Origin of the sequence: Solibacillus sp. FSL W8-0372 (genome assembly GCF_037969735.1) — a bacterium.
GTDB classification, from domain to species: domain Bacteria; phylum Bacillota; class Bacilli; order Bacillales_A; family Planococcaceae; genus Solibacillus; species Solibacillus faecavium.
On record NZ_CP150204.1, the window covers coordinates 2298527 to 2317778 of the forward strand.

The 19252-nt window shown below is 37.8% G+C and carries 22 protein-coding genes; 5 read left to right on the plus strand and 17 right to left on the minus strand.

All coding sequences use genetic code 11. The features are described from left to right. The first annotated feature begins 103 nt into the window (after nt 1-103). Complete coding sequence (locus tag MKY13_RS11550; protein ID WP_191700000.1) at nt 104-451, plus strand: DUF4440 domain-containing protein; 348 nt, start codon at nt 104-106, stop codon at nt 449-451. A 33-nt stretch (nt 452-484) separates the two neighbouring features. Here MKY13_RS11550 and MKY13_RS11555 read toward each other — a convergent pair whose 3' ends face one another. The 4 genes from MKY13_RS11555 to MKY13_RS11570 form a co-directional block, all read right to left on the minus strand. Next, complete coding sequence (locus tag MKY13_RS11555) at nt 485-1486, minus strand: VanW family protein (RefSeq protein WP_191700001.1); 1002 nt, start codon at nt 1484-1486, stop codon at nt 485-487. Between the two features lie 121 nt (nt 1487-1607). Continuing rightward, on the minus strand, nt 1608-2606 hold the full coding sequence (locus MKY13_RS11560; RefSeq protein ID WP_191700003.1) for a M23 family metallopeptidase: 999 nt from the start codon (nt 2604-2606) through the stop codon (nt 1608-1610). Nucleotides 2607-2613: 7 nt separating this feature from the next. Next, on the minus strand, nt 2614-3393 hold the full coding sequence (locus MKY13_RS11565; RefSeq protein ID WP_191700005.1) for a polysaccharide deacetylase family protein: 780 nt from the start codon (nt 3391-3393) through the stop codon (nt 2614-2616). Nucleotides 3394-3555: 162 nt separating this feature from the next. Further along, on the minus strand, nt 3556-4857 hold the full coding sequence (locus MKY13_RS11570) for an NCS2 family permease (RefSeq protein ID WP_339212811.1): 1302 nt from the start codon (nt 4855-4857) through the stop codon (nt 3556-3558). A gap of 447 nt (nt 4858-5304) precedes the next feature. Between MKY13_RS11570 and MKY13_RS11575 the strand changes: the two genes are divergently transcribed. Further along, a complete protein-coding gene (locus MKY13_RS11575; protein WP_339212813.1) occupies nt 5305-5499 on the plus strand; it encodes a hypothetical protein in 195 nt (64 codons plus the stop codon). A gap of 348 nt (nt 5500-5847) precedes the next feature. On the opposite strand, the gene accC is transcribed toward MKY13_RS11575, so the two are convergent. The 13 genes from accC to MKY13_RS11640 all read right to left on the minus strand — a co-directional run bounded on the left by accC (nt 5848) and on the right by MKY13_RS11640 (nt 14357). Next, the gene (accC, locus tag MKY13_RS11580) at nt 5848-7212 is read right to left on the minus strand and encodes an acetyl-CoA carboxylase biotin carboxylase subunit (protein ID WP_191700010.1); all 1365 of its coding nucleotides are present in this window, start codon (nt 7210-7212) and stop codon (nt 5848-5850) included. A 15-nt stretch (nt 7213-7227) separates the two neighbouring features. Continuing rightward, on the minus strand, nt 7228-7722 hold the full coding sequence (accB, locus tag MKY13_RS11585) for an acetyl-CoA carboxylase biotin carboxyl carrier protein (RefSeq protein WP_191700012.1): 495 nt from the start codon (nt 7720-7722) through the stop codon (nt 7228-7230). 193 nt (nt 7723-7915) lie between these two features. Further along, the gene (locus MKY13_RS11590) at nt 7916-8449 is read right to left on the minus strand and encodes a SpoIIIAH-like family protein (protein WP_191700014.1); all 534 of its coding nucleotides are present in this window, start codon (nt 8447-8449) and stop codon (nt 7916-7918) included. Beyond that, nucleotides 8446-8823 (minus strand): hypothetical protein, encoded by a 378-nt coding sequence (locus tag MKY13_RS11595; protein ID WP_191700016.1) that lies wholly within the window; start codon nt 8821-8823, stop codon nt 8446-8448. Before MKY13_RS11595 ends, MKY13_RS11590 begins: the two co-directional genes overlap by 4 nt. Nucleotides 8824-8889: 66 nt before the next feature. Next, nucleotides 8890-9024: a hypothetical protein gene (locus MKY13_RS11600; RefSeq protein WP_263617017.1), complete on the minus strand. Its 135-nt coding sequence runs from the start codon at nt 9022-9024 to the stop codon at nt 8890-8892. Next, entirely contained in the window at nt 9021-9932 is a 912-nt protein-coding gene (locus MKY13_RS11605) for a stage III sporulation protein AE (protein ID WP_339212817.1), read from the minus strand. The genes MKY13_RS11600 and MKY13_RS11605 overlap by 4 nt, the downstream gene beginning before the upstream one ends. Further along, nucleotides 9932-10309, minus strand: a complete 378-nt coding sequence (locus MKY13_RS11610) for a pyruvate formate-lyase (protein WP_191700019.1) — start codon at nt 10307-10309, stop codon at nt 9932-9934. The genes MKY13_RS11605 and MKY13_RS11610 overlap by 1 nt, the downstream gene beginning before the upstream one ends. Before the next feature lie 4 nt (nt 10310-10313). Continuing rightward, nucleotides 10314-10520: a hypothetical protein gene (locus MKY13_RS11615; protein WP_008404269.1), complete on the minus strand. Its 207-nt coding sequence runs from the start codon at nt 10518-10520 to the stop codon at nt 10314-10316. Nucleotides 10521-10624: 104 nt separating this feature from the next. Continuing rightward, a complete protein-coding gene (locus MKY13_RS11620) occupies nt 10625-11632 on the minus strand; it encodes a nitronate monooxygenase (RefSeq protein WP_191700021.1) in 1008 nt (335 codons plus the stop codon). 167 nt (nt 11633-11799) lie between these two features. After that, complete coding sequence (gene efp, locus MKY13_RS11625; protein ID WP_191700023.1) at nt 11800-12357, minus strand: elongation factor P; 558 nt, start codon at nt 12355-12357, stop codon at nt 11800-11802. Nucleotides 12358-12374: 17 nt separating this feature from the next. Then, nucleotides 12375-13436: a Xaa-Pro peptidase family protein gene (locus tag MKY13_RS11630; RefSeq protein WP_339216914.1), complete on the minus strand. Its 1062-nt coding sequence runs from the start codon at nt 13434-13436 to the stop codon at nt 12375-12377. A 15-nt stretch (nt 13437-13451) separates the two neighbouring features. Next, complete coding sequence (gene aroQ / locus MKY13_RS11635) at nt 13452-13880, minus strand: type II 3-dehydroquinate dehydratase (RefSeq protein ID WP_191700024.1); 429 nt, start codon at nt 13878-13880, stop codon at nt 13452-13454. A gap of 69 nt (nt 13881-13949) precedes the next feature. Then, a complete protein-coding gene (locus MKY13_RS11640; RefSeq protein ID WP_191700026.1) occupies nt 13950-14357 on the minus strand; it encodes a DNA helicase in 408 nt (135 codons plus the stop codon). Between the two features lie 236 nt (nt 14358-14593). Here MKY13_RS11640 and MKY13_RS11645 point away from each other — a divergent pair, with 236 nt between their 5' ends. The 3 genes from MKY13_RS11645 (at nt 14594) to MKY13_RS11655 (ending at nt 19237) form a co-directional block, all read left to right on the plus strand. Continuing rightward, complete coding sequence (locus MKY13_RS11645) at nt 14594-15481, plus strand: DUF1385 domain-containing protein (RefSeq protein ID WP_339216916.1); 888 nt, start codon at nt 14594-14596, stop codon at nt 15479-15481. A 244-nt stretch (nt 15482-15725) separates the two neighbouring features. Next, a complete protein-coding gene (locus MKY13_RS11650) occupies nt 15726-17444 on the plus strand; it encodes an ABC transporter ATP-binding protein (protein ID WP_191700028.1) in 1719 nt (572 codons plus the stop codon). Beyond that, nucleotides 17441-19237, plus strand: coding sequence for an ABC transporter ATP-binding protein (locus tag MKY13_RS11655; protein ID WP_191700029.1), 1797 nt, complete (start codon nt 17441-17443; stop codon nt 19235-19237). The genes MKY13_RS11650 and MKY13_RS11655 overlap by 4 nt, the downstream gene beginning before the upstream one ends. Nucleotides 19238-19252: the final 15 nt, after the last annotated feature.

The following is a 19252-nucleotide window of genomic DNA, read 5'->3' on the forward strand; positions in this document are numbered from 1 at the left end:
TAGTCTTTTCCCGTTTTATATCTTGATTATCAGTTCATAAATTCGTATTATTTCCTTACAAACAATATGCTCAACTATTCAGCATTAAAACGGAGGTATCGTAATGAAATCATTAAAGGAACAGTTTTTACAGTTAGAACAACAGCTCATGCTTTACCGTAAGCGTGATTTTACAGCTTATTTAAGCGAAGATTTCAAAGAATTTGGTTCCTCTGGTGGCATTATGGATAAAAAATTTCTACTTGAAAATGTAACCGAACAAGGTATTAACAAAATCTATTATGACGTCACTGACTTTGAAGCGCTACTACTTACGGACGATATAGTTCAAACAAGGTTCATCACAATAAATCTAACAAATGGTAAACAACAAAATCGAAGCTCACTTTGGCGCAATGAAAATGGAACATGGCGTATGTTTTTTCATCAAGGTACACCGGTGACAAAATAAAAAGCTACTCCCGAGTTGAGAGCAGCCCATATATTAAGACTTTTTTAATACTTCCTTATATTGATGTGTAGTCCGTATTTCAATGGTAAGCGTGTTTTTCGAATAAAACGTTCTAATTAAAAACGGCGCCCCGCTATTATTTTGGAATTTAAAATCCAAGGTACCATATGAAACCGTTGCGTCTCTACCGGTGGGAACATAGCCGATGTTTAGAGAATGATGGTGCCTTTCTTTCATTTTAACTCCAAGTTGATCCACCGCATTGAATAATGTGGATGACGTTTGGCAAATCCCTCCGCCAATACCCATTACAAGCTGCTTATTGATAATTTCCGGGGCCGGTTGGTAGCCCTTTGACACCGATCGTTCACCAACCATTGTATTGAATGAGAAGGTGTCCCCATCCCCTACTATTATGTTGTCGAGCGCATTTGCGGAAAGCTCGATATTTCTGCTTCTCCCTGTTTCAGACGAGGAGAAATATGTTGTAAATGAAGCAACAGTAACATCATTCATTAAGGGAATGTCCTCAGCGTTATAATTACTCTCTAGCAAATATAAGGGCAAAAAAATATCTTCGCCTTTATATGAAGAAGCAATTATTTTTTCCACTAATTCACTTTCCTTTAAAAGGATTCCCGGATTCCCTTTGACAATATCACCGTTAACGTCCACTCTATCCAATTCCATTTGTTGATCATATCCAGGGATATCCTTCGTACCTCTAGCCAACTTCCTTGCTATTTCTTCAACTTTGTTTTGGTACAATTTATCATCCACCCCGAAACCAAGCAATTGAGGAGAAAAAGATTTAACAATTTGTAAAGTTCTCGGATCAATTAAAGTAATCACAACAGGATAGATGAACTGTTGTTCCCCCGCAGCGATTTCAGAAGTAGATAACTGGAAATCGGTTACTACGTCCAAAACTGGTTTATTTTTTTCATTATCTCCCTTATCCTTTGCCTGCAAATTCGGTTGGCAACCCGATAAAATGCTTACACTTATAAAGAAGTAAATAATCCATTTTTTCATTTTATTTCCCCTATCTATAAAAGCAAAGATTGTCTAGTCTATTCAGAAATTTTCTTTTAGTACCGTTACTTTTATAGGTAAGGAAGGGTGTAAATAATAAGTATAATGAACTTCCACCGCTTTATTTTTTGGCGTTTTTCGCTTCTTTTTCCCATTTAGTAAGGGCAGGATAAGGATCAAACGCCCATTCTGTCCGCCCATTGAATTTATAAATTCCATAATGGAGATGCGGAGGAAATTTCCCTGCTGTACCTTCTTTTCCGTACCCAGTACTTCCAACATATCCTATAACTTGTCCAGTTTTTACAATATCACCTTCCTGTAAGCCTTTTTCAAAAGAGCCTAGGTGTGCATAGTAGTGATATGAATTATGATTATCTCGAATGCCAATACGCCAACCTCCAAATTGATTCCATCCCATCACTTCCACTACACCATAGGAAGCAGAAAGTACAGGGGTATTGTAAGGAGCAAATATATCCGTTCCTTCATGGTTTCGCCTTCCACCCCATCCTCGATTGGCTCCCCATGTACCTCTATAACTATAGTCTGCTCCAAGCATGATTGGAAACGTATGCTGGTCCAGTTCAATTGTTCTAAACTTCTCATACAATTTCGCCAATACAACTATTTGATTGACCGATATTTCATTTTTATAATAATCCCATAAAGCCAATTTAAAATTATCCTCACCGTAGCCATACTGTCTTAAATAGTTGGCCATTGATAGCAATACATCCTCATCATTCTGTTTATCCGCAATTCCGTCCCCATCACCATCAATTCCCAACCCTTTAAAATAGGCAATGGAAAGTGGTGATGTATCATTTTCGGCTGGATTCAAAGCCCCGGACCAAAATTCATCTGAAAATTGAATAGCAATGACCGATTCGCGTATCGGTATATCCGTTCGAACCTCCTGGATATTGCGCTCAAATTGATCAACGGCCGCTAAATAATACCATGGCATCAATACATTTTCGTGCTTCATATAATAACTCATTCTTTTTTGCACCAATTCCTCTTTCGTCGGTGGATTACCGGCTTCCGAAGATGCTTGTGCTATTGGTGTAAAAGTCCATAAGAATGCGGTCGAAACAATTATTGCAAGTCGGTACATATTTCCCTCACTCCTCTACAATTTGGTGCTTTTCTTCATTTTGTAAATGAAGCATTTGGGAAATCGTAATAAATTTATATCCGTCTTCTTTAAGTTCCGGCAGGATTTTCTCTAATGATTTTACCGTTTGCTCCCGATTTCCTCCACCATCATGAAACAATATGACATCGCCATTCTTTAGTCCTTTTAACACTGTGTTGACAATTTTATTAACACCTGGTTCTTTCCAGTCTTCCGTATCCTGATGCCAAGACCACATCACAATCTTATAGCCGTTTTTTACGACTTCATTTACAATATCCTCCGTATAGTATCCTTCAACTGGTCGAAATAAATTTGGCTTTTCTCCCGTAATACTAAAAATAACATCGGATGTTTGATTAATTTCCTCTACAATGCGGGAGACTGATTTTGAATTCGGATGGGTAAATGTGTGATTTGCAATTTCATGTCCTTCTTCAGACATGCGAAGCACAACTTCGGGAGTTTTTTCAGCGTGCTGTCCCACGATGAAAAAAGTTCCCTTCGCTTCATATTGTTCGAGCAAATCCAAGATCTGCTCAGTATACTTTGGGTGTGGCCCATCATCAAATGTAAGTGCAACAACTTTTTCATCTGTTTTTATATCCCAAATAATATGTCCTGTCTCCTCATAATACTGGCGTCCCTTTTCTAAAGATTTTGCATTCGTTGCCCCGAGGGTGTGGAAAACATAGAATGCCGCAAATAAAAATAAAAGGACTAAAAATGAAATAAACGCAATTCTTTTAATTCTCTTTCTTGACACATTATCACTTCCTTCATTAATTTACTCTTTGTTAGTATTTAGAGAAACGTAAAAAAAATGTACTCAATTTTAAGTGAATTAAATCCAATTAAATAATGGTAAGAAATTGTATTTCAAAAACAAAAAAGTGTTGTTTCAAAAGAAACAACACTTTTCTTAAATTTAGTGTGGTAAATAAGCTAACTGTAATACAAATAAAATCGCAAATATATAAACAAGTGGATGTACTGCACGTCCACGACCTTTAATTAGCATAATAAGTGGATAACTGATAAATCCTAAAGCAATCCCTGTTGAAATGCTTGAAGTTAACGGCATCGATAAAATAACTAAAAACGCAGGAAATGCATCTTCTATTTCATCCCAATTTATGTGCTTTACAACACTAATCATTAGACTTCCTACAATAATCAGCGCCGGTGACGTAATTGCCGCAACACCAGATAAGGAGCTGACAAGTGGACCGAAAAATGAAGCGAAGATAAATAGTACAGCAACTGTTAACGCCGTTAAACCTGTACGGCCACCAACAGCTACACCAGAGCCTGATTCCAAATACGCTGTTGAAGGGCTAGTACCGAACATCGCACCAACTGTTGTAGCCAGTGAATCAGAAATAAGCGCTTTGCGTGCACGAGGTAACTTCCCATCCTTCAATAATCCTGCTTGCTTCGAAACACCGATTAAGGTTCCTGTTGTATCAAATAATGTAACTAAAATAAATGAAAATACAACGCCGTATAATCCATATTCAAATACTTCTTTTATGGCAGTTACCGGATCAAATACAATGATCCCTTCCGGTAGATGAGGAAGGGCCACAACTTTATCGATCGTTAGCTGACCTGTGAACCACGCAATAATTGCTGTCACAATCATCCCGATAAAAATTGCGCCATTTACTTTCCGAGCCATTAATGCAACTGTTACGAATAACCCGACAAAAGTCAGTAAAGTTGCAGGATTAGTTACATCACCAAATCCAACTAAGTTTGAATCGTTAGCTATAACAATCCCTGACATTCTAAAACCAATAAATGCTATGAAAAGTCCAATACCCGCTGTAATGGCTAATTTTAAATTTTCCGGTATAGCAATGATAAGCTTTTCACGAAACGGTGTTAAGCTAATAATAATAAATATTAAACCTGCAACAAATACAGCAGCAAATGCTGTCGTATAGCTAATTTCTCCATTTGACGTTAGGACAACTGTGTAGGTGAAATATGCATTTAATCCCATCCCTGGTGCAACAGCTATTGGATAATTTGCACAAAGCGCCATCCACCCTGTTCCGATAACAGCGGCGATAATAGTCGCCATAAATACTTGGTCAATTGGAACACCGGCAGCTGATAAAATAATCGGATTGACAATAATGACATAAGCCATCGTTAAAAAAGTTGTCAATCCCGCAAACAATTCACGCTTTACGGTAGTCCCATTCTCTTTTAATTGAAACATTTGCATCCCTCTTTCAAAACACGAACATTTTTAAACAACTTATATATAATATTCGTTTATAAAGTGAATTGCAATCTATTTACATAAATATGGATAAAGTCTTAATTTTCTTTATTGTCAGAATTAAATTCCATTATTTATAGATCAATTTAAATTAACTGTATATAAACATTATTTCCTCTTATCCATTCATTCATTCCTATTTTTTAAACGAATTCTGAATTATAACCATATAAAATAGTCTTCCAATATCCAACAGTTTTTCCTGTCAAACCTGCGTCGTTACTACAATTTTTATAACGCATTGAGTTTCTACTATTATTTTTACGTTAAATTAAGGTGATTCGAGACAGATAAATACCTGTCTAGTCAAATTTCACTGTGCATGAATAAGTGTAAATGTATCTGCGGTATGATAATGTTAACCCAACTAAATGAGGTGTTAACTTGGATGCAATTGAAAGAAGGAAATGTTTAGACGATATACGACTCCATAAAGTACGCACCAAAAAATTACGGATTTTAATCGCTAATACCGATGATGCTGACGTTAAGAAGCACTTAACTAAAGGATTGATTTGGCATATCAAGCGCAAACGAAAGTTAAGGCAAATGCTAATCGACGATATTGAGGAGAATTAATCGGCTAGTTCAGAAAAAATGTAGCGAAATTTTATAGGTATGCATCAGTTTTAAGTAATGGTGCGTCCTGGTTAATAATTGCCGGTCCATGATCGTCTACTTTACCTTTTCTCCTGTCGGCTTTCTCGGTGAATTTTCCATATCAAAAATTCCTAACCGATGATTACATTTTTTAGATAAGAAAAAACCCCCTAACAATTTCTCGTTAGAGGGTAAAAATTTACGGCATTCCGCTTTTATTCTATTCCGCATCCTATTCCACTTTACATAAATATGATATATAGTCTCGTAAGACAAACGAACAGCCTTCCCGCTCAATGAACGGTTAGTATAGCGTCATAGCCACGATTAAGCCTTCACATTCACGCCTAAAATATCATTCTCTTCAAGGAACTTCGTGTTGAATTTCGCTGATTTGAATACGTCGTTGTTCATTAAAGCTTGGTGGAATGGGATTGTAGTGTTAATTCCAGGTCCAGCTACTTCGAACTCTGATAAAGCACGATCCATTTTGGCGATTGCTTCCTCACGCGTGTCAGCATGTACAATCAGTTTTGCTACCATTGAATCGTAATATGGTGGAATTGTATAGCCTGCATATACAGCAGAATCAATACGAACCCCATATCCGCCTGGTACAACATACGTTTCTACCGTACCTGCTGAAGGCATGAAGTTTTTGTATGCGTTTTCAGCGTTAATACGGCACTCAATTGCCCAACCGTTGATTTTAATATCTTCTTGCTTGAATGGCAGTTTTTCACCAGAAGCAATTTTTAATTGTTGCTGAACTAAGTCAACACCTGTGATCATTTCTGTTACAGGATGCTCTACTTGGATACGAGTGTTCATTTCCATGAAGTAGAATTTATCTTCCTGATAATCATAGATGAACTCAATTGTACCTGCACCTTCATAGTTACAAGCAAGCGCTGCTTTCACAGCTGCTTCACCCATTTGTGCACGACGCTCTTCGGAAAGTGCCGGTGATGGCGCTTCCTCAACTAGCTTTTGCATACGGCGTTGTACCGTACAGTCACGCTCACCAAGATGAACAACATTGCCAAAACTATCTGCAAGCACTTGAATTTCACAGTGACGGAAATACTCAATGAATTTTTCCAAGTAAACACCAGGGTTGCCGAATGCAGCAGCAGCTTCTTTTTGAGTAATCTCAATACCTTTTACAAGATCCTCTTCAGTGCGTGCTACACGGATTCCTTTACCGCCACCACCAGCAGTTGCTTTAATGATGACTGGGTAACCGATTTTCGCCGCCCATTGTTTACCTGTTTCGATATCCGGTACAATACCAGTACCAGGAACTAAAGGAACGTTTGCCGCTTCCATTGTGTCACGTGCAACGTCTTTAATTCCCATAATTTTAATCGCATCCGAAGAAGGACCGATAAATTTAATACCCGCGTTTTCACAAGCCTCTGCAAATGCTGCGTTTTCCGCCAGGAAGCCATATCCGGGATGGATTCCGTCAGCACCTGTTTTTTGTGCTACCCCTAAAACAGCCGGGAAACTTAAATACGAATCTTTCGATAATTTAGGACCGATGCAATATGCTTCATCCGCTAACTTTACGTGTAACGCATCTGCGTCAGCTTCTGAATATACTGCAACAGTTTGAATACCAAGCTCTTTACATGCACGGATAATACGTACCGCAATTTCGCCACGGTTTGCGATTAATACTTTTTTCATTGATAGTTACGCTCCTTATTCAGCTTTTACTAGGAATAAAGGTTGACCATATTCTACTAATTGGCCGTCTTGTACTAAAATTTCTACAATTTCACCTTTAATTTCAGCTTCGATTTCGTTGAATAACTTCATTGCTTCTACGATACAAACGATTGATTCATCGCCTACTTTGTCGCCTACTTTTACGTAAGGTGCTGCTTCAGGGTTTGGAGATTGATAGAAAGTTCCGACCATTGGAGAAGTGATTTTATGTAAATCAGCTGCGTTTTCCACTGGTGCTGGAGTTTCTACTTTAGGAGCCGGTGCTGGGATTGATGCTACCGCTGTTGGAGTTGGTGCTGCAACTTGCGCTACTGGTGCCTCCTCTACTTTTTTAGGAGCTACTACTTCTGTTACACCATTCTTTTTCTTTAATTTAACCTTTGCGCCGTCCGCTTCATAAACAAACTCGTCGATAGATGATGCATCTACTAATTTAATAATTTCTCGGATTTCTTGAACTTTGAACATTCTTAACTCTCCCTTTAAAAAAGTAATAACAATACAAACCCTATTTTATAATTTTTCCGACTATTTTGAAATACTTTATTTTAAATTACATAAAAATAGGCATAAAACAGAACAAATGTATATTAAAACAAAGAAATAAATAACCAACTGCTATATAACACAGCTTTGTAATTTACATTTATAAGACGATCAATTAATTAAAAGGTTCAAACTTTACCTGTACGTTTACATAGTCATTAAATTCAGAACGAACGATGTACATAATTTCACTTGCCTGCTGTTTTGAAATCTCATCAGACATTACTGTCACCATTACTTTTTCTTCATCAATCCGAACAAGTGCATCGGAATATCCGATTGATTTAATAAGCATTTCCAACATTGCCTCTGAAGACTCCAACTTAATAAGTTCATCCATTTCATTGAATGCTGTATTCTTTTCTTCCGCGCTGTATTCATCGGATGCAATTTTTTGTGTTAATTGCGCTTTCAATTGGCTTCGTTTGTTTGCTTGCTCAAGGCGCACTTCCTGGAATAAATCACTTTCTGAGTTTACTGGTTGAGTTAGCTCTTTGTTAACACCTAAAATATCCGTTTCATTAATAGCTTCATCAGAAAAAATAGTTAAGATATTCGGTGTATTGTCTTCAAAAATGTAGAATACAGAAATTACCGCAACTAGGCTTACTAATGTTAAAAACCATACTGTTCGCTTTTTCACTTTCACTTATTTTCCTCCTTAATTTGCATTGGTACCACTTGAATACGATGCGCCGGAATTTGAAGAACATGCCCCACTGTTTCCTTTAGCATGATTTTCACGTCGGCCCTGTTTGCTCCTTGTGCCACAATAATGACACCTGATAGTTTCTCTTGTTGTGTTACAGCTAAAAACTGTTGTTCCCTTTGTTGATCATAGTGGAAATATACCTGTACTTGTCCGACTGAATCAATTTCGCTTAATAAATTTGCGAGCTGTTCTTCATTTGAGCGATTTTTTTCCCCTTTCTCTGATTGTGGTAGAAGAAAGAATAAACAAAGAATAAATACAACGGCAATGAAGATTAAAATGATAGGACGATTCGCTTGTTTCTTTTCCACATTATTAAGCGTATGCGCCCCCTTCTCTACTAGATTTCAACATAATGTATGAACGAATGAACTCGGTTATGCAAAGAATGAAAGAATTGTGCTTGTCACAAATAAATATAGGGCAAGCTTCACATAGACTTGCCACTGCTTTTCATCTGCAAACACAAGCAAACTGCTCCCCAGCAAAATAAATAGAAATAATTGAATCACGTTTTTCCTCCCATGGACATCTGCATAAAGAAAATAAATAATAGCACGATAAACATAATGGCAAAGCCGAGCAAAAATGCGACTGCACATAAAACAAACAGCGTCTTTCCGACATCATCAAACAAACTGCTTAAGCGCATATTTGTAAAAGGCTCGGCAACTGCGCCCATCACCTTAAAGAGCAGGGCATGTAAGAGCAATACGGTTGCAGGATAAAAGGCCGCCCCCCAAACGATTGTTAAAAAGGAGAGTCCAATAAAAGTCGAAACAGTTGATTGGGTTTTTTGGAAAAAGGACAATCCTTCTACAATAAGACTTCCGATTAAAGGGATATTTTGTTCTATTAATTTTTTTATAGGAGATTTTAATGCATCGTTTAATTGGATAAATGCAATGCCGGATAATGTAAGAATAGATGTGAGTGCCACGACAGAAGCAATCATGACGCTCAATATGGAAGAGCGAATAAGGTCTGCAGCTTTAGTAAAGGAAATTGCCGGATATATTTTCGTACATACATCGAAAACTAGGGCGAGGATAAGAGCTGGTATTAAAATGTTCGTACTGACAAATAAAATAATTTGAACAAATATAATAATAATAGGATTCCAGGCGATTGCTGTAAAAACTGTTTGAATCGTCAACAGCATGAACGTCATAATCGGTAATATAGCCATGAAAAAATTTTGAAGCAACGCGATTAATTCATATAGCACGACAAAAGCATCGACTACATTTTGCGCAAATACCACAATGAAAAGCAGGATAAATAACTGCTCTATTAACACGGCTTCACTCGGTACTAGGGCAATTAACAGCAAATACAATAAAATGTAGATTGCAACAAGCAATAATGAAAATAACAAAGATTGAAACGGCTCGGTAAAGATTGAAAAGAACGTTTCCATTACTGTAGCCTTTCTAATAGTTGGATTAACACTTGAAACTTAGGTTGCAAAAGATTGATCCAATATAAAACTGCTGTCATACGGACGGACAATGTAACCAGCGTTGCAAATGCATCATACTCATATTGCTCTAATAGCTGGCAGATCAACTCATTCATCAGGAATAGCAATGCCGTAAACAATAGTCCCTTACTATAGGGAACACTATTAAAAATAACGGCCAGTCGCTGCCAAAGTGGAATTAATTGTTCGCGAAGAATAAATTGGAAAAAAATAAAAAATGCGATGACGACGATAATCGAGTGCAACTTGTCCATTGTCTGTTTTAAAAATAAAAACAGAACTAAGTAAATGACACTAGCAAATAAGGCAATCATTTAGCTAGACTGCTGTCAACCATTGAAAAAATACGACAATCTCTTGAAAGAACAAGCGCAAAAATCGGATTAATTCAATCGTCATATATAAATACGCAATAAAGAATAAGAAAAATGAAAACTCTTTTTTTCCTAAATGCTCGAAGAATAAATGAAGAAGTGCGATAATCAACCCAATCCCTGCAACACGAAGCACATCTTGTAATTCCAATAAAGCCCTCCTTCCTTAACGAAACTATATGCAATTCATAATGAATTAAGCACAAAAAACGCCAATGTGAAAGATTTTATCCTTCGTCATCAGCGATTTTCCTATTAAAGATATAAATGCCCGATAATCTCTTTTATCGTTCCTTCTTTAGCCAAATAGCTATTTTCCCCCATCCATAGGGACATGTATTCAGGGTTATTTTGATTGGCACTCTCTTTCCGAATATGTAATGTTAAATAATGTTGGATAGGATAAGGTGCCACTGTAGCATCCTTTAACTGCTCAGTAAATTTATTTTTCAGGCCACGTGCATATTTTCCTGTAAATGCCTTAGTCAATGTTGTGGACTCCTGTGAAGAATTCAAAATGGCATTTTTGTGAGTTTTTGCAGCACCACACTCATGAGCCGTTAATAATACTGTACCAACTTGTACAAATGAAGCACCTAAGTCAAACATGCTAGTTACATGCTCTTTTGTCATTATGCCTCCAGCAGCAATAATCGGAATCGATACTTTTCCCTGTACAGTCTTCACTAAATCGGCCGTAGCAATGAGTTCGATAGGTTCAGTAAAAGTGCCGCGGTGACCGCCTGCTTCCCGCCCTTGTAAAACAACTGCATCTAGCCCTGCCTTTTCAACCTCAACGGCTTCTTCGATTGTTGTCGCTGTGCCAATCAAATACACATCATGCGATTTCAATTTCTTAATAGTATCTTCGTCCGGAATGCCAAATGTAAACGATACGATATTCACACCTTCATCAATAATCGCCTGAACTTGCCCTTCGAAAACTTCTGTTGAAATAACACGTTGTATTTTTGGTATGCCGAGTTCATCATAAATTGGCTGTAGTGCCTCACGTGCATCTTGAAGGACACTCACATCAATTCCAGGCTCCTCCTGGATGAACAAATTCACACTAAATGGCTTATTCGTTAATGATTTTACCTTTTGAATAAATCCCTTCGTCTCATCGCCATTTAAATAGCCAGCTCCAATCGAACCTAATATTCCCGCTTCACAACAGGCTGCAACAAATTCAGGAGTTGTAATACCTGCCATCGGTGCTTGTATGATTGGTTTTTCAATCGAAAACCTTGATTTCATCATTGTCCCACCCCTTTTTTTAATTATACTAATCCCCCCCTTAATTATCTATAATTTCTAATGGATGGAAAGGGTTATTTATATTCCCTTTACTATAGATTGTCACAAAAAAATAGAGATACCGCATAAAATGCAGTATCCCTATACAAAAATTCACGTACACGTGCAGATTATGCGCGTGAAACGTAAGAACCTTCAGTTGTGTTGATGATTAGTTTGTCGCCTTGGTTAACGAAGAATGGCACGTTTACCATTAAGCCCGTTTCCATTTTAGCTGGTTTAGTACCGCCTGAAGCTGTATCACCTTTAATACCTGGCTCTGTTTCAGCAACTTCTAAAGTAACTGTATTCGGTAATTCAATACCGATTAATTCACCTTGGTAAGATTGGATGTGAAGCTCCATGTTTTCTAATAAGTAGAATAACTCATCTTTTATTTGCGCTTCAGATAGAGTAGTTTGATCGTAAGACTCCATGTCCATGAACACGTGCTCGTCACCTTGTGCATATAAATATTGCATTTTACGGTTGTCGATCATCGCTTTTTCTACTTTTTCACCAGCACGGAATGTTTTTTCTGTCACGTTACCATTACGTAGGTTACGTAATTTAGAACGTACGAATGCAGCACCTTTACCTGGTTTTACGTGTTGGAATTCAAGTACGCGGAATAAGTTACCATCAACGATAATTGTTAAGCCTGTACGGAAATCGTTTACTGAGATCATGAATTATTTCCTCCAAATTATAAAATAATTAATTCTTTTGTCGAATGTGTTAGTACTTCATTACCCGATTTTGTGATTAAAATATCGTCCTCAATTCGAACGCCACCAATTCCAGGAATGTAGACACCCGGTTCAATTGTTACAACCATATTTGGCTCTAGCACAGTATCAGATCGGAATGATAACCCAGGTCCTTCATGTACTTCCAAGCCGATACCATGACCTGTTGAGTGACCAAATGCATCGCCTAAGCCTTTTGATTTTAAGTAATCACGTGCCACTGCATCTGCTTCGATCCCTGTCATGCCTGGACCAACTTTTTCAAGTGCTAGAAGCTGAGACTCGAGTACAGTATTGTACATTTCAACCAACTTCTCTGAAGGTTGTCCTACAGCGATTGTACGTGTTATGTCCGAAATGTATCCATTATAGTAAGCACCAAAATCAAGAGTTACAAAATCGCCCGTTTCAATAATTTTATTTGTCGCGACACCATGTGGCAATGCTGAACGCAAACCACTTGCAACAATAATATCAAAAGAAGAGCTTGTAGCACCTTGTTTACGCATGTAAAATTCTAATTCATTCGAAACCTCAAGCTCTGTTATTCCAGGCTTGATGAACTTTAAAATATGTGTAAATGCATCATCTGCAATTTCACAAGCAACCTTAATAATATTAATCTCTTCCGCAGTCTTAATCAAGCGAATTTTTTCGATTAAGCCTGAAACTGGGATAAAATCAGCTTTTACTGTAGTTTTATATACTTCATATGTACCAAAATGCATCGCATCCTTTTCAAATGCCAATGATTTCACACCCATTAACTCTGCTTGTTTCGCTACTTCTTCAAAAATCGGTCCTGTATGCTGGGCAATGCGGAAATCTTTAATTTGTTCTGAGGCCTGCTCAGTATATCGGAAATCAGTAATAAATACAGCGTCGTTTTGTGAAACGATTGCCACTCCTGCAGTTCCAGTAAAGCCTGTCATATAACGACGGTTATATTCATTTGTAATTAATATTGCATCTACATTATGTTCGATTAATGCCTGTCTCAATTTTGTTAGTTTCACGATTTCTCATTCCCCTTTTTATTGTTGTAAAAACTTGCGCATGGCCAGCTCATAGCCAAATGTACCAAGTCCGCAAATTTGCCCTATACATTGTGCAGCCAATTTTGATTCGTGACGAAATGCTTCGCGTGCATGGATATTGGAAATATGCACTTCGATTACCGGTACATTTACAGAAGCAATTGCATCCCGTAGCGCGATACTTGTATGTGTATATGCACCAGGATTAAAAACAATACCATCAACTTCTGTATCAGCCGCCTCATGAATCCAGTCAATGAGGACCCCTTCATGATTAGACTGCCGAAAATCAATTGAAGCATCAAACGAACTTGCCAGTGCTTCGCATTTAACCTTTACATCGTCTAATGTTTCAGCTCCGTAAATTTCCGGTTCACGCATTCCTAAACGATTTAAATTTGGACCATTTAAAATAAGTAGCTTCATCAATATGCGCTCCCTTTTTTCATACTGCCCCTATTTTATCACAGACTTTTCAGACATCAATACTTTCGCCTAGCGAAATATATATAACTTCTTATACTGGGCAGTTTCAACAATAAAGCGCATGATTGTTAAAACAACAATAATAAAAGGAATGGATAGCTTTTTCAGCGATGAAAATTCAATCGGAAGGTCTAATATCAGCCATTCCAAAATTAAAGCAACAACTAGCCCTAAAATAAGCGAAAATAAAAAAGGTGGAGCCTTGAAAAAAAACTGTGCCAGAAGCGTTATCACATATACACATACTACCAGGATTAAAAACAGAACAGCCCATCGTTCAAAGGCAGTCCATTCAAACCATTCATATTTTTTTAAAAAAGATACAGGGTGCCATGAAATGAGATTGAAAAAGTGCAACCCTTTTAAACTAATTGTCCCTAAAAGTGCTGCGACTATCGCTGTTACTAATAAATGCATTCTAATCAAAACTCCTCTTTTTTTGTTTCAGTATTGCCGTTTGCAAAAAAAACTATTCGAATCGATAGTGCTTTTCCCCAAAATTTAGTACAATATGAAAGTGAAACTTTACATAGAAAAGGCTAGATTCATTTCTATATTAAAGTGTAAAATTAGAAATTTAATTAGAGAGTGGTGTGCAGCAAGTGAGTAATAATGCGCCAGTATATGGTGGGCAAGCGCTTTTAGAAGGTGTCATGTTCACAGGGCAAGATCATATGGTAACTGCAATTCGTCGAAATGATGATTCCATTGATTATTTCCACGTTAAAAAAGAGAAAAAGCCTATATATCAAAAACTAAAGAAAATTCCATTCGTTCGCGGTGTTGTGGCATTAATTGAGTCGGCAGGATTTGGATCTCGGCATTTACAGTTTGCTTCAGACCGCTATGAAGTAACACCAGGCGAAGAAGAAGAAAGCAGTGGTGAGGAACCATCTAAGTTAATGATGATCTTAGGGGTAGCCGTTATTGGTGTATTATCGTTCCTATTCGGGAAATTTGTTTTTACATTGGTACCTATGTTTCTAGCGGAATTTCTAAAACCTTGGTTCCCCGGCAAAACAATACAGATTTTTATCGAAACAGGCTTTAAATTAGTTTTATTATTGGCCTACCTTCAAATTATCGCGATGACACCTTTAATTAAACGTGTATTCCAATATCACGGAGCAGAGCATAAAGTAATTAACTGCTATGAAGCCGGTCTTGAATTGACGGTCGAGAATGTACAAAAGCAATCCCGCCTGCACTATCGATGTGGATCAAGCTTCATTTTATTCACAGTAATTGTCGGAATGTTTACATACTTCTTCGTGCCAGTAGATCCTCTTTGGGTCCGCCTCGTAAGTCGTATATTATTAATTCCTGTTGTAATAGGTATCTCATTCGAAGTATTACAGGCTACAAACGCGGTACGTGATATTCCTGTTTTACGTTACTTAGGGTATCCAGGTTTATGGCTGCAACTATTAACGACAAAAGAGCCAAAAGACGAAATGGTTGAAGTGGCTATTGCTTCATTCAATAAGCTACATGAAGTTGAAAAAAATCCAGCCATTGCCCAAACTTTGGTGCATGATTAAGAAAACAGAGGGTTGATTTGAATGTAAGTTCATTCAAATCAACCCCTTTTTTTATTATTATTTAGACTCTCGAAATAATTTTATTGAGTTCATTTACATGAAATGGCATAATAGATATCAAATATGCAAGATTCAAAAAATTTAAAATCTATATCATCTGCTATAGAACTTAACTTCTTACGAAAGGAGATTGCTCATTTAATAGAAGTTAAAATCCAGTAAATTCAACATGAGAGGTTATTACATGAAAACTATTTTTCAATTTATGAGGCGCTATAAATGGCCTGCCGCAATTGCCTTTTTCCTAATGCTTTTAGAGCTTACAAGTGACTTAATCCAGCCACTTTTCATGGCGAAGATGATTAATGAAGGTTTACTAGAAGAAAATTTATCCAATGTCGCATTCTGGGGTGGCTGTTTATTTGTATTGGCACTGTTTTCCTTTATAAGTGGTGTGTTAAACTCCTTTTTCTCCGCACATGTCGCACATAGCTTCGGCTTCGACTTACGTAAGGCACTCTATAGTAAAATTCAATCGCTGACAATGGCTACATATTTAACGTTCCCGACATCAGGTCTTATTACCCGCCTTACGAGTGATGTGACGCAAACGATGAATATTGTATTTATGATGTTGCGCATTGCAATGAAAGCCCCATTAATGACAATTGGTTCACTAATCATGGCATTCATCATCAATGCAAAACTTGCCTTGATTTTATGTGTAAGTTTTCCGTTTTTACTCATCTTCCTCGTATGGATGGTATCGATAGGCATCAAATTGTTTGCACGTGTTCAGCATAGACTTGATTTTGTGAATCGACAGCTTCAGGAAGGACTTCAGGCTGTAAGATTGATTAAAGCATATATGCGCGGACAGTATGAAGAAAGTCGCTTTTTAACGGTCGCAGAAAATTTGAAGTTTGATACGATCAAAGCGACGCGTGTCATGGAAATTGCACTGCCTGTTCTCCAATTTGTAATGAATATTAGCTTACTTATTGTAATTTGGGTTGGCGCAGATGCGATCCGGGAAAATGATATTCTTGCCGGGGACTTGGCCGCAATAATTAACTATGCATTCCGTATGACCGCATCGTTTTCTATTTTTTCATTTATTATTATTGCGTATGCCCGCGCAAAAGCCTCTGCTGAACGTATTGAGGAAATTTTAAATATCAATGAAGGTACAGAAGAAGTAGAGAAAAATGAAGCCCCAATACTTGAAGCTTTCTCAATTTCCTTTGATAATGTTTCTTTCCATTATCCAACAACGGAACAGTATACGCTTCAGAATCTATCATTTACAATTAACAGCGGTGAAAAAATAGCGATTATGGGCGCAACAGGCTCAGGAAAATCGACCATTTTGCAGTTGATCGAACACTTTTACGAGCCGAATAATGGTGCGATTTATATAAATGGACGCAATATAAAAGACATTCCACTTCAACAATTGCGTAGCTCTATTTCCTATGTCCCGCAGCAATCACTTCTGTTTTCAGGGACAATTGTAGACAATTTACGCTGGGGGCAAAATGATGCGTCGCTTGAGCAAATTATTGACGCGACGAAAAAAGCACAAATCCATCAATCCATTGAAAGCTTTGATGAACAGTATGAGACAGTGATTGGACAACGCGGCATTAATTTATCGGGTGGTCAAAAACAACGCCTTGCCATTGCACGTGCCCTTCTAAAGCCAGCTTCATTACTCATTTTGGATGATAGTACATCAGCGCTCGATGTCGCGACTGAGCAAAAACTGTGGGAAGCGCTCGATGGTGAAGCTTTAACGATGCTCGTTGTCACACAGAAAATCCAGACAGCACAAACGGCTGACCGCATACTACTTATTAATGAAGGTGAGCTCCATGGTTTTGGCACACATGAAGAGTTAATGGAAACAAACGATTTGTATGCAAAAATCGTTGCTTCACAGCAGGAGGTGCTTGCCGAATGAAGTTTTTCAACTATGAACCAATTATCACGAAAGAACAAATAAAAAATGCAAGCGGAAAGAAGAAAAAAGGTGAGCGTGCCCAAAACTGGACGTACACATTAAAGCGTATTCTTGATTTTGTTGCTGAGCAAAAAATACTGCTATTTGCAGTGCTATTTCTCGTCGTATTAAGCTCTGCGCTCGCCTTAATCGGACCGTTTATTATCGGGAGACTAATTGATCAATTTATCGATGGCAGTTCGTTAAGCCAGCTGCAATATTGGCTCTATGGGTTAGCGGTTATTTATTTACTTTACAGTTTAGCAAGCTACTTCCAGAATTACTGGATGGTCAGTATTGCCCAACAAACAGTATTTCGTATACGTACGCAGTTATACGGGCATTTCTTCAAGCTTCCCCTTCGCTTTTTTGATAAAAGAAAGCACGGAGAATTGATGAGCCGCGCGACTAATGATATCGAAACAATCAGCGCAACATTAAATAGTGCCTTTATCCAGGTCGTGTCCAGTATATTAACATTAACAGGTACTGTGGCAGTCATGCTTTGGCTAAGCCCTGCCCTAACACTCATTACAATGTTGATCGTACCACTCATGTTTTATAGTATGCGCTGGATTACAAAACGAACGAGCCTGTTATTTAAACAACAGCAAGCAGCCATTGGGGAAATGAATGGTTTAATTGAAGAATCGATTACAGGTCAGCATGTCGTAAAAGCTTTTTCACAGGAAAACGAAATGCTGCGCCAATTTGATGAAAAGAATACCCGCATTCGCACTGTTGGTTTTTGGGCATTAACCTATTCCGGCTTCATCCCAAAAGTCATGAACACATTAAATAGCTTAAGTTTTGCAATTGTCGCATTTGCAGGAGGCTTATTTGCTTACTATGGTCATATTTCTATCGGAACGATTATTATTTTCACAGAATATGCCCGCCAATTCACCCGTCCACTGAATGATTTGGCAAACCAGTTTAACACCGTCCTATCTGCTCTAGCTGGTGCTGAACGCGTCTTTTTAATCATGGATGAGAAAGAAGATAAAACCGTTGGAGAAGATGTTGAAATACTTGGTAATGTCCGTTTTCAAAATGTTTCATTCCAATATGATGCACAGGCATCCTCCCCTACATTATCGAATGTGTCTTTTGAGGTGAAAGCAGGACAATCAGTTGCATTAATTGGGCAAACTGGTGCTGGTAAAACGACAATTATGCAGCTGTTAACAGGACTGTATGAAAAGACAGATGGGAAAATCGTTTTTGATGATATGGATATTGAAGAGATTTCAAAGGCAAGTCTGCGCAGCCAAATGGCATTCGTCTTGCAAGATCCGTTTCTTTTTGAAATGTCGATAAAGGAAAACATCCGCTACGGGAAACTTGATGCAACAGATGAGGAAATATACGAGGCAGCCAAAAAAGCTAATGCCCATTCATTTATTGATAAGCTTCCGGATAAATACGACACAATATTAAGTGCGGATGGCAGCCAGATTTCACAAGGACAAAAACAGCTGCTATCGATTGCACGTGCCTTTGTTGCAGATCCAAAAATTTTATTATTAGATGAAGCGACAAGCAGTATCGATACTGTGACTGAGCTCCATATTCAAGAAGCCCTTGAAAAGCTGATGGAAAACCGTACTAGCTTTATTATCGCGCATCGTTTAAATACGATTCGCAAAGTCGATTATGTCATCGTACTGAATCAAGGGAAAATTATCGAACAGGGAAAGCGCCAACAGCTTATTGAAAAACAAGGCGTGTTCGGACAAATGCTGAACGTGTAGGAACAAAAGAATTTT

What these genes read in the sequence shown, in the direction of transcription:
- MKY13_RS11550 (WP_191700000.1), top strand. Translation starts at nt 104, where the DNA reads ATGAAATCATTAAAGGAACAGTTTTTACAGTTAGAACAACAGCTCATG.
- MKY13_RS11555 (WP_191700001.1), bottom strand. Translation starts at nt 1,486, where the DNA reads ATGAAAAAATGGATTATTTACTTCTTTATAAGTGTAAGCATTTTATCG.
- MKY13_RS11560 (WP_191700003.1), bottom strand. Translation starts at nt 2,606, where the DNA reads ATGTACCGACTTGCAATAATTGTTTCGACCGCATTCTTATGGACTTTT.
- MKY13_RS11570 (WP_339212811.1), bottom strand. Translation starts at nt 4,857, where the DNA reads ATGTTTCAATTAAAAGAGAATGGGACTACCGTAAAGCGTGAATTGTTT.
- accC (WP_191700010.1), bottom strand. Translation starts at nt 7,212, where the DNA reads ATGAAAAAAGTATTAATCGCAAACCGTGGCGAAATTGCGGTACGTATT.
- accB (WP_191700012.1), bottom strand. Translation starts at nt 7,722, where the DNA reads ATGTTCAAAGTTCAAGAAATCCGAGAAATTATTAAATTAGTAGATGCA.
- MKY13_RS11605 (WP_339212817.1), bottom strand. Translation starts at nt 9,932, where the DNA reads ATGGAAACGTTCTTTTCAATCTTTACCGAGCCGTTTCAATCTTTGTTA.
- MKY13_RS11610 (WP_191700019.1), bottom strand. Translation starts at nt 10,309, where the DNA reads ATGATTGCCTTATTTGCTAGTGTCATTTACTTAGTTCTGTTTTTATTT.
- MKY13_RS11620 (WP_191700021.1), bottom strand. Translation starts at nt 11,632, where the DNA reads ATGATGAAATCAAGGTTTTCGATTGAAAAACCAATCATACAAGCACCG.
- efp (WP_191700023.1), bottom strand. Translation starts at nt 12,357, where the DNA reads ATGATCTCAGTAAACGATTTCCGTACAGGCTTAACAATTATCGTTGAT.
- aroQ (WP_191700024.1), bottom strand. Translation starts at nt 13,880, where the DNA reads ATGAAGCTACTTATTTTAAATGGTCCAAATTTAAATCGTTTAGGAATG.
- MKY13_RS11640 (WP_191700026.1), bottom strand. Translation starts at nt 14,357, where the DNA reads ATGCATTTATTAGTAACAGCGATAGTCGCAGCACTTTTAGGGACAATT.
- MKY13_RS11645 (WP_339216916.1), top strand. Translation starts at nt 14,594, where the DNA reads ATGTTCACAGGGCAAGATCATATGGTAACTGCAATTCGTCGAAATGAT.
- MKY13_RS11650 (WP_191700028.1), top strand. Translation starts at nt 15,726, where the DNA reads ATGAAAACTATTTTTCAATTTATGAGGCGCTATAAATGGCCTGCCGCA.
- MKY13_RS11655 (WP_191700029.1), top strand. Translation starts at nt 17,441, where the DNA reads ATGAAGTTTTTCAACTATGAACCAATTATCACGAAAGAACAAATAAAA.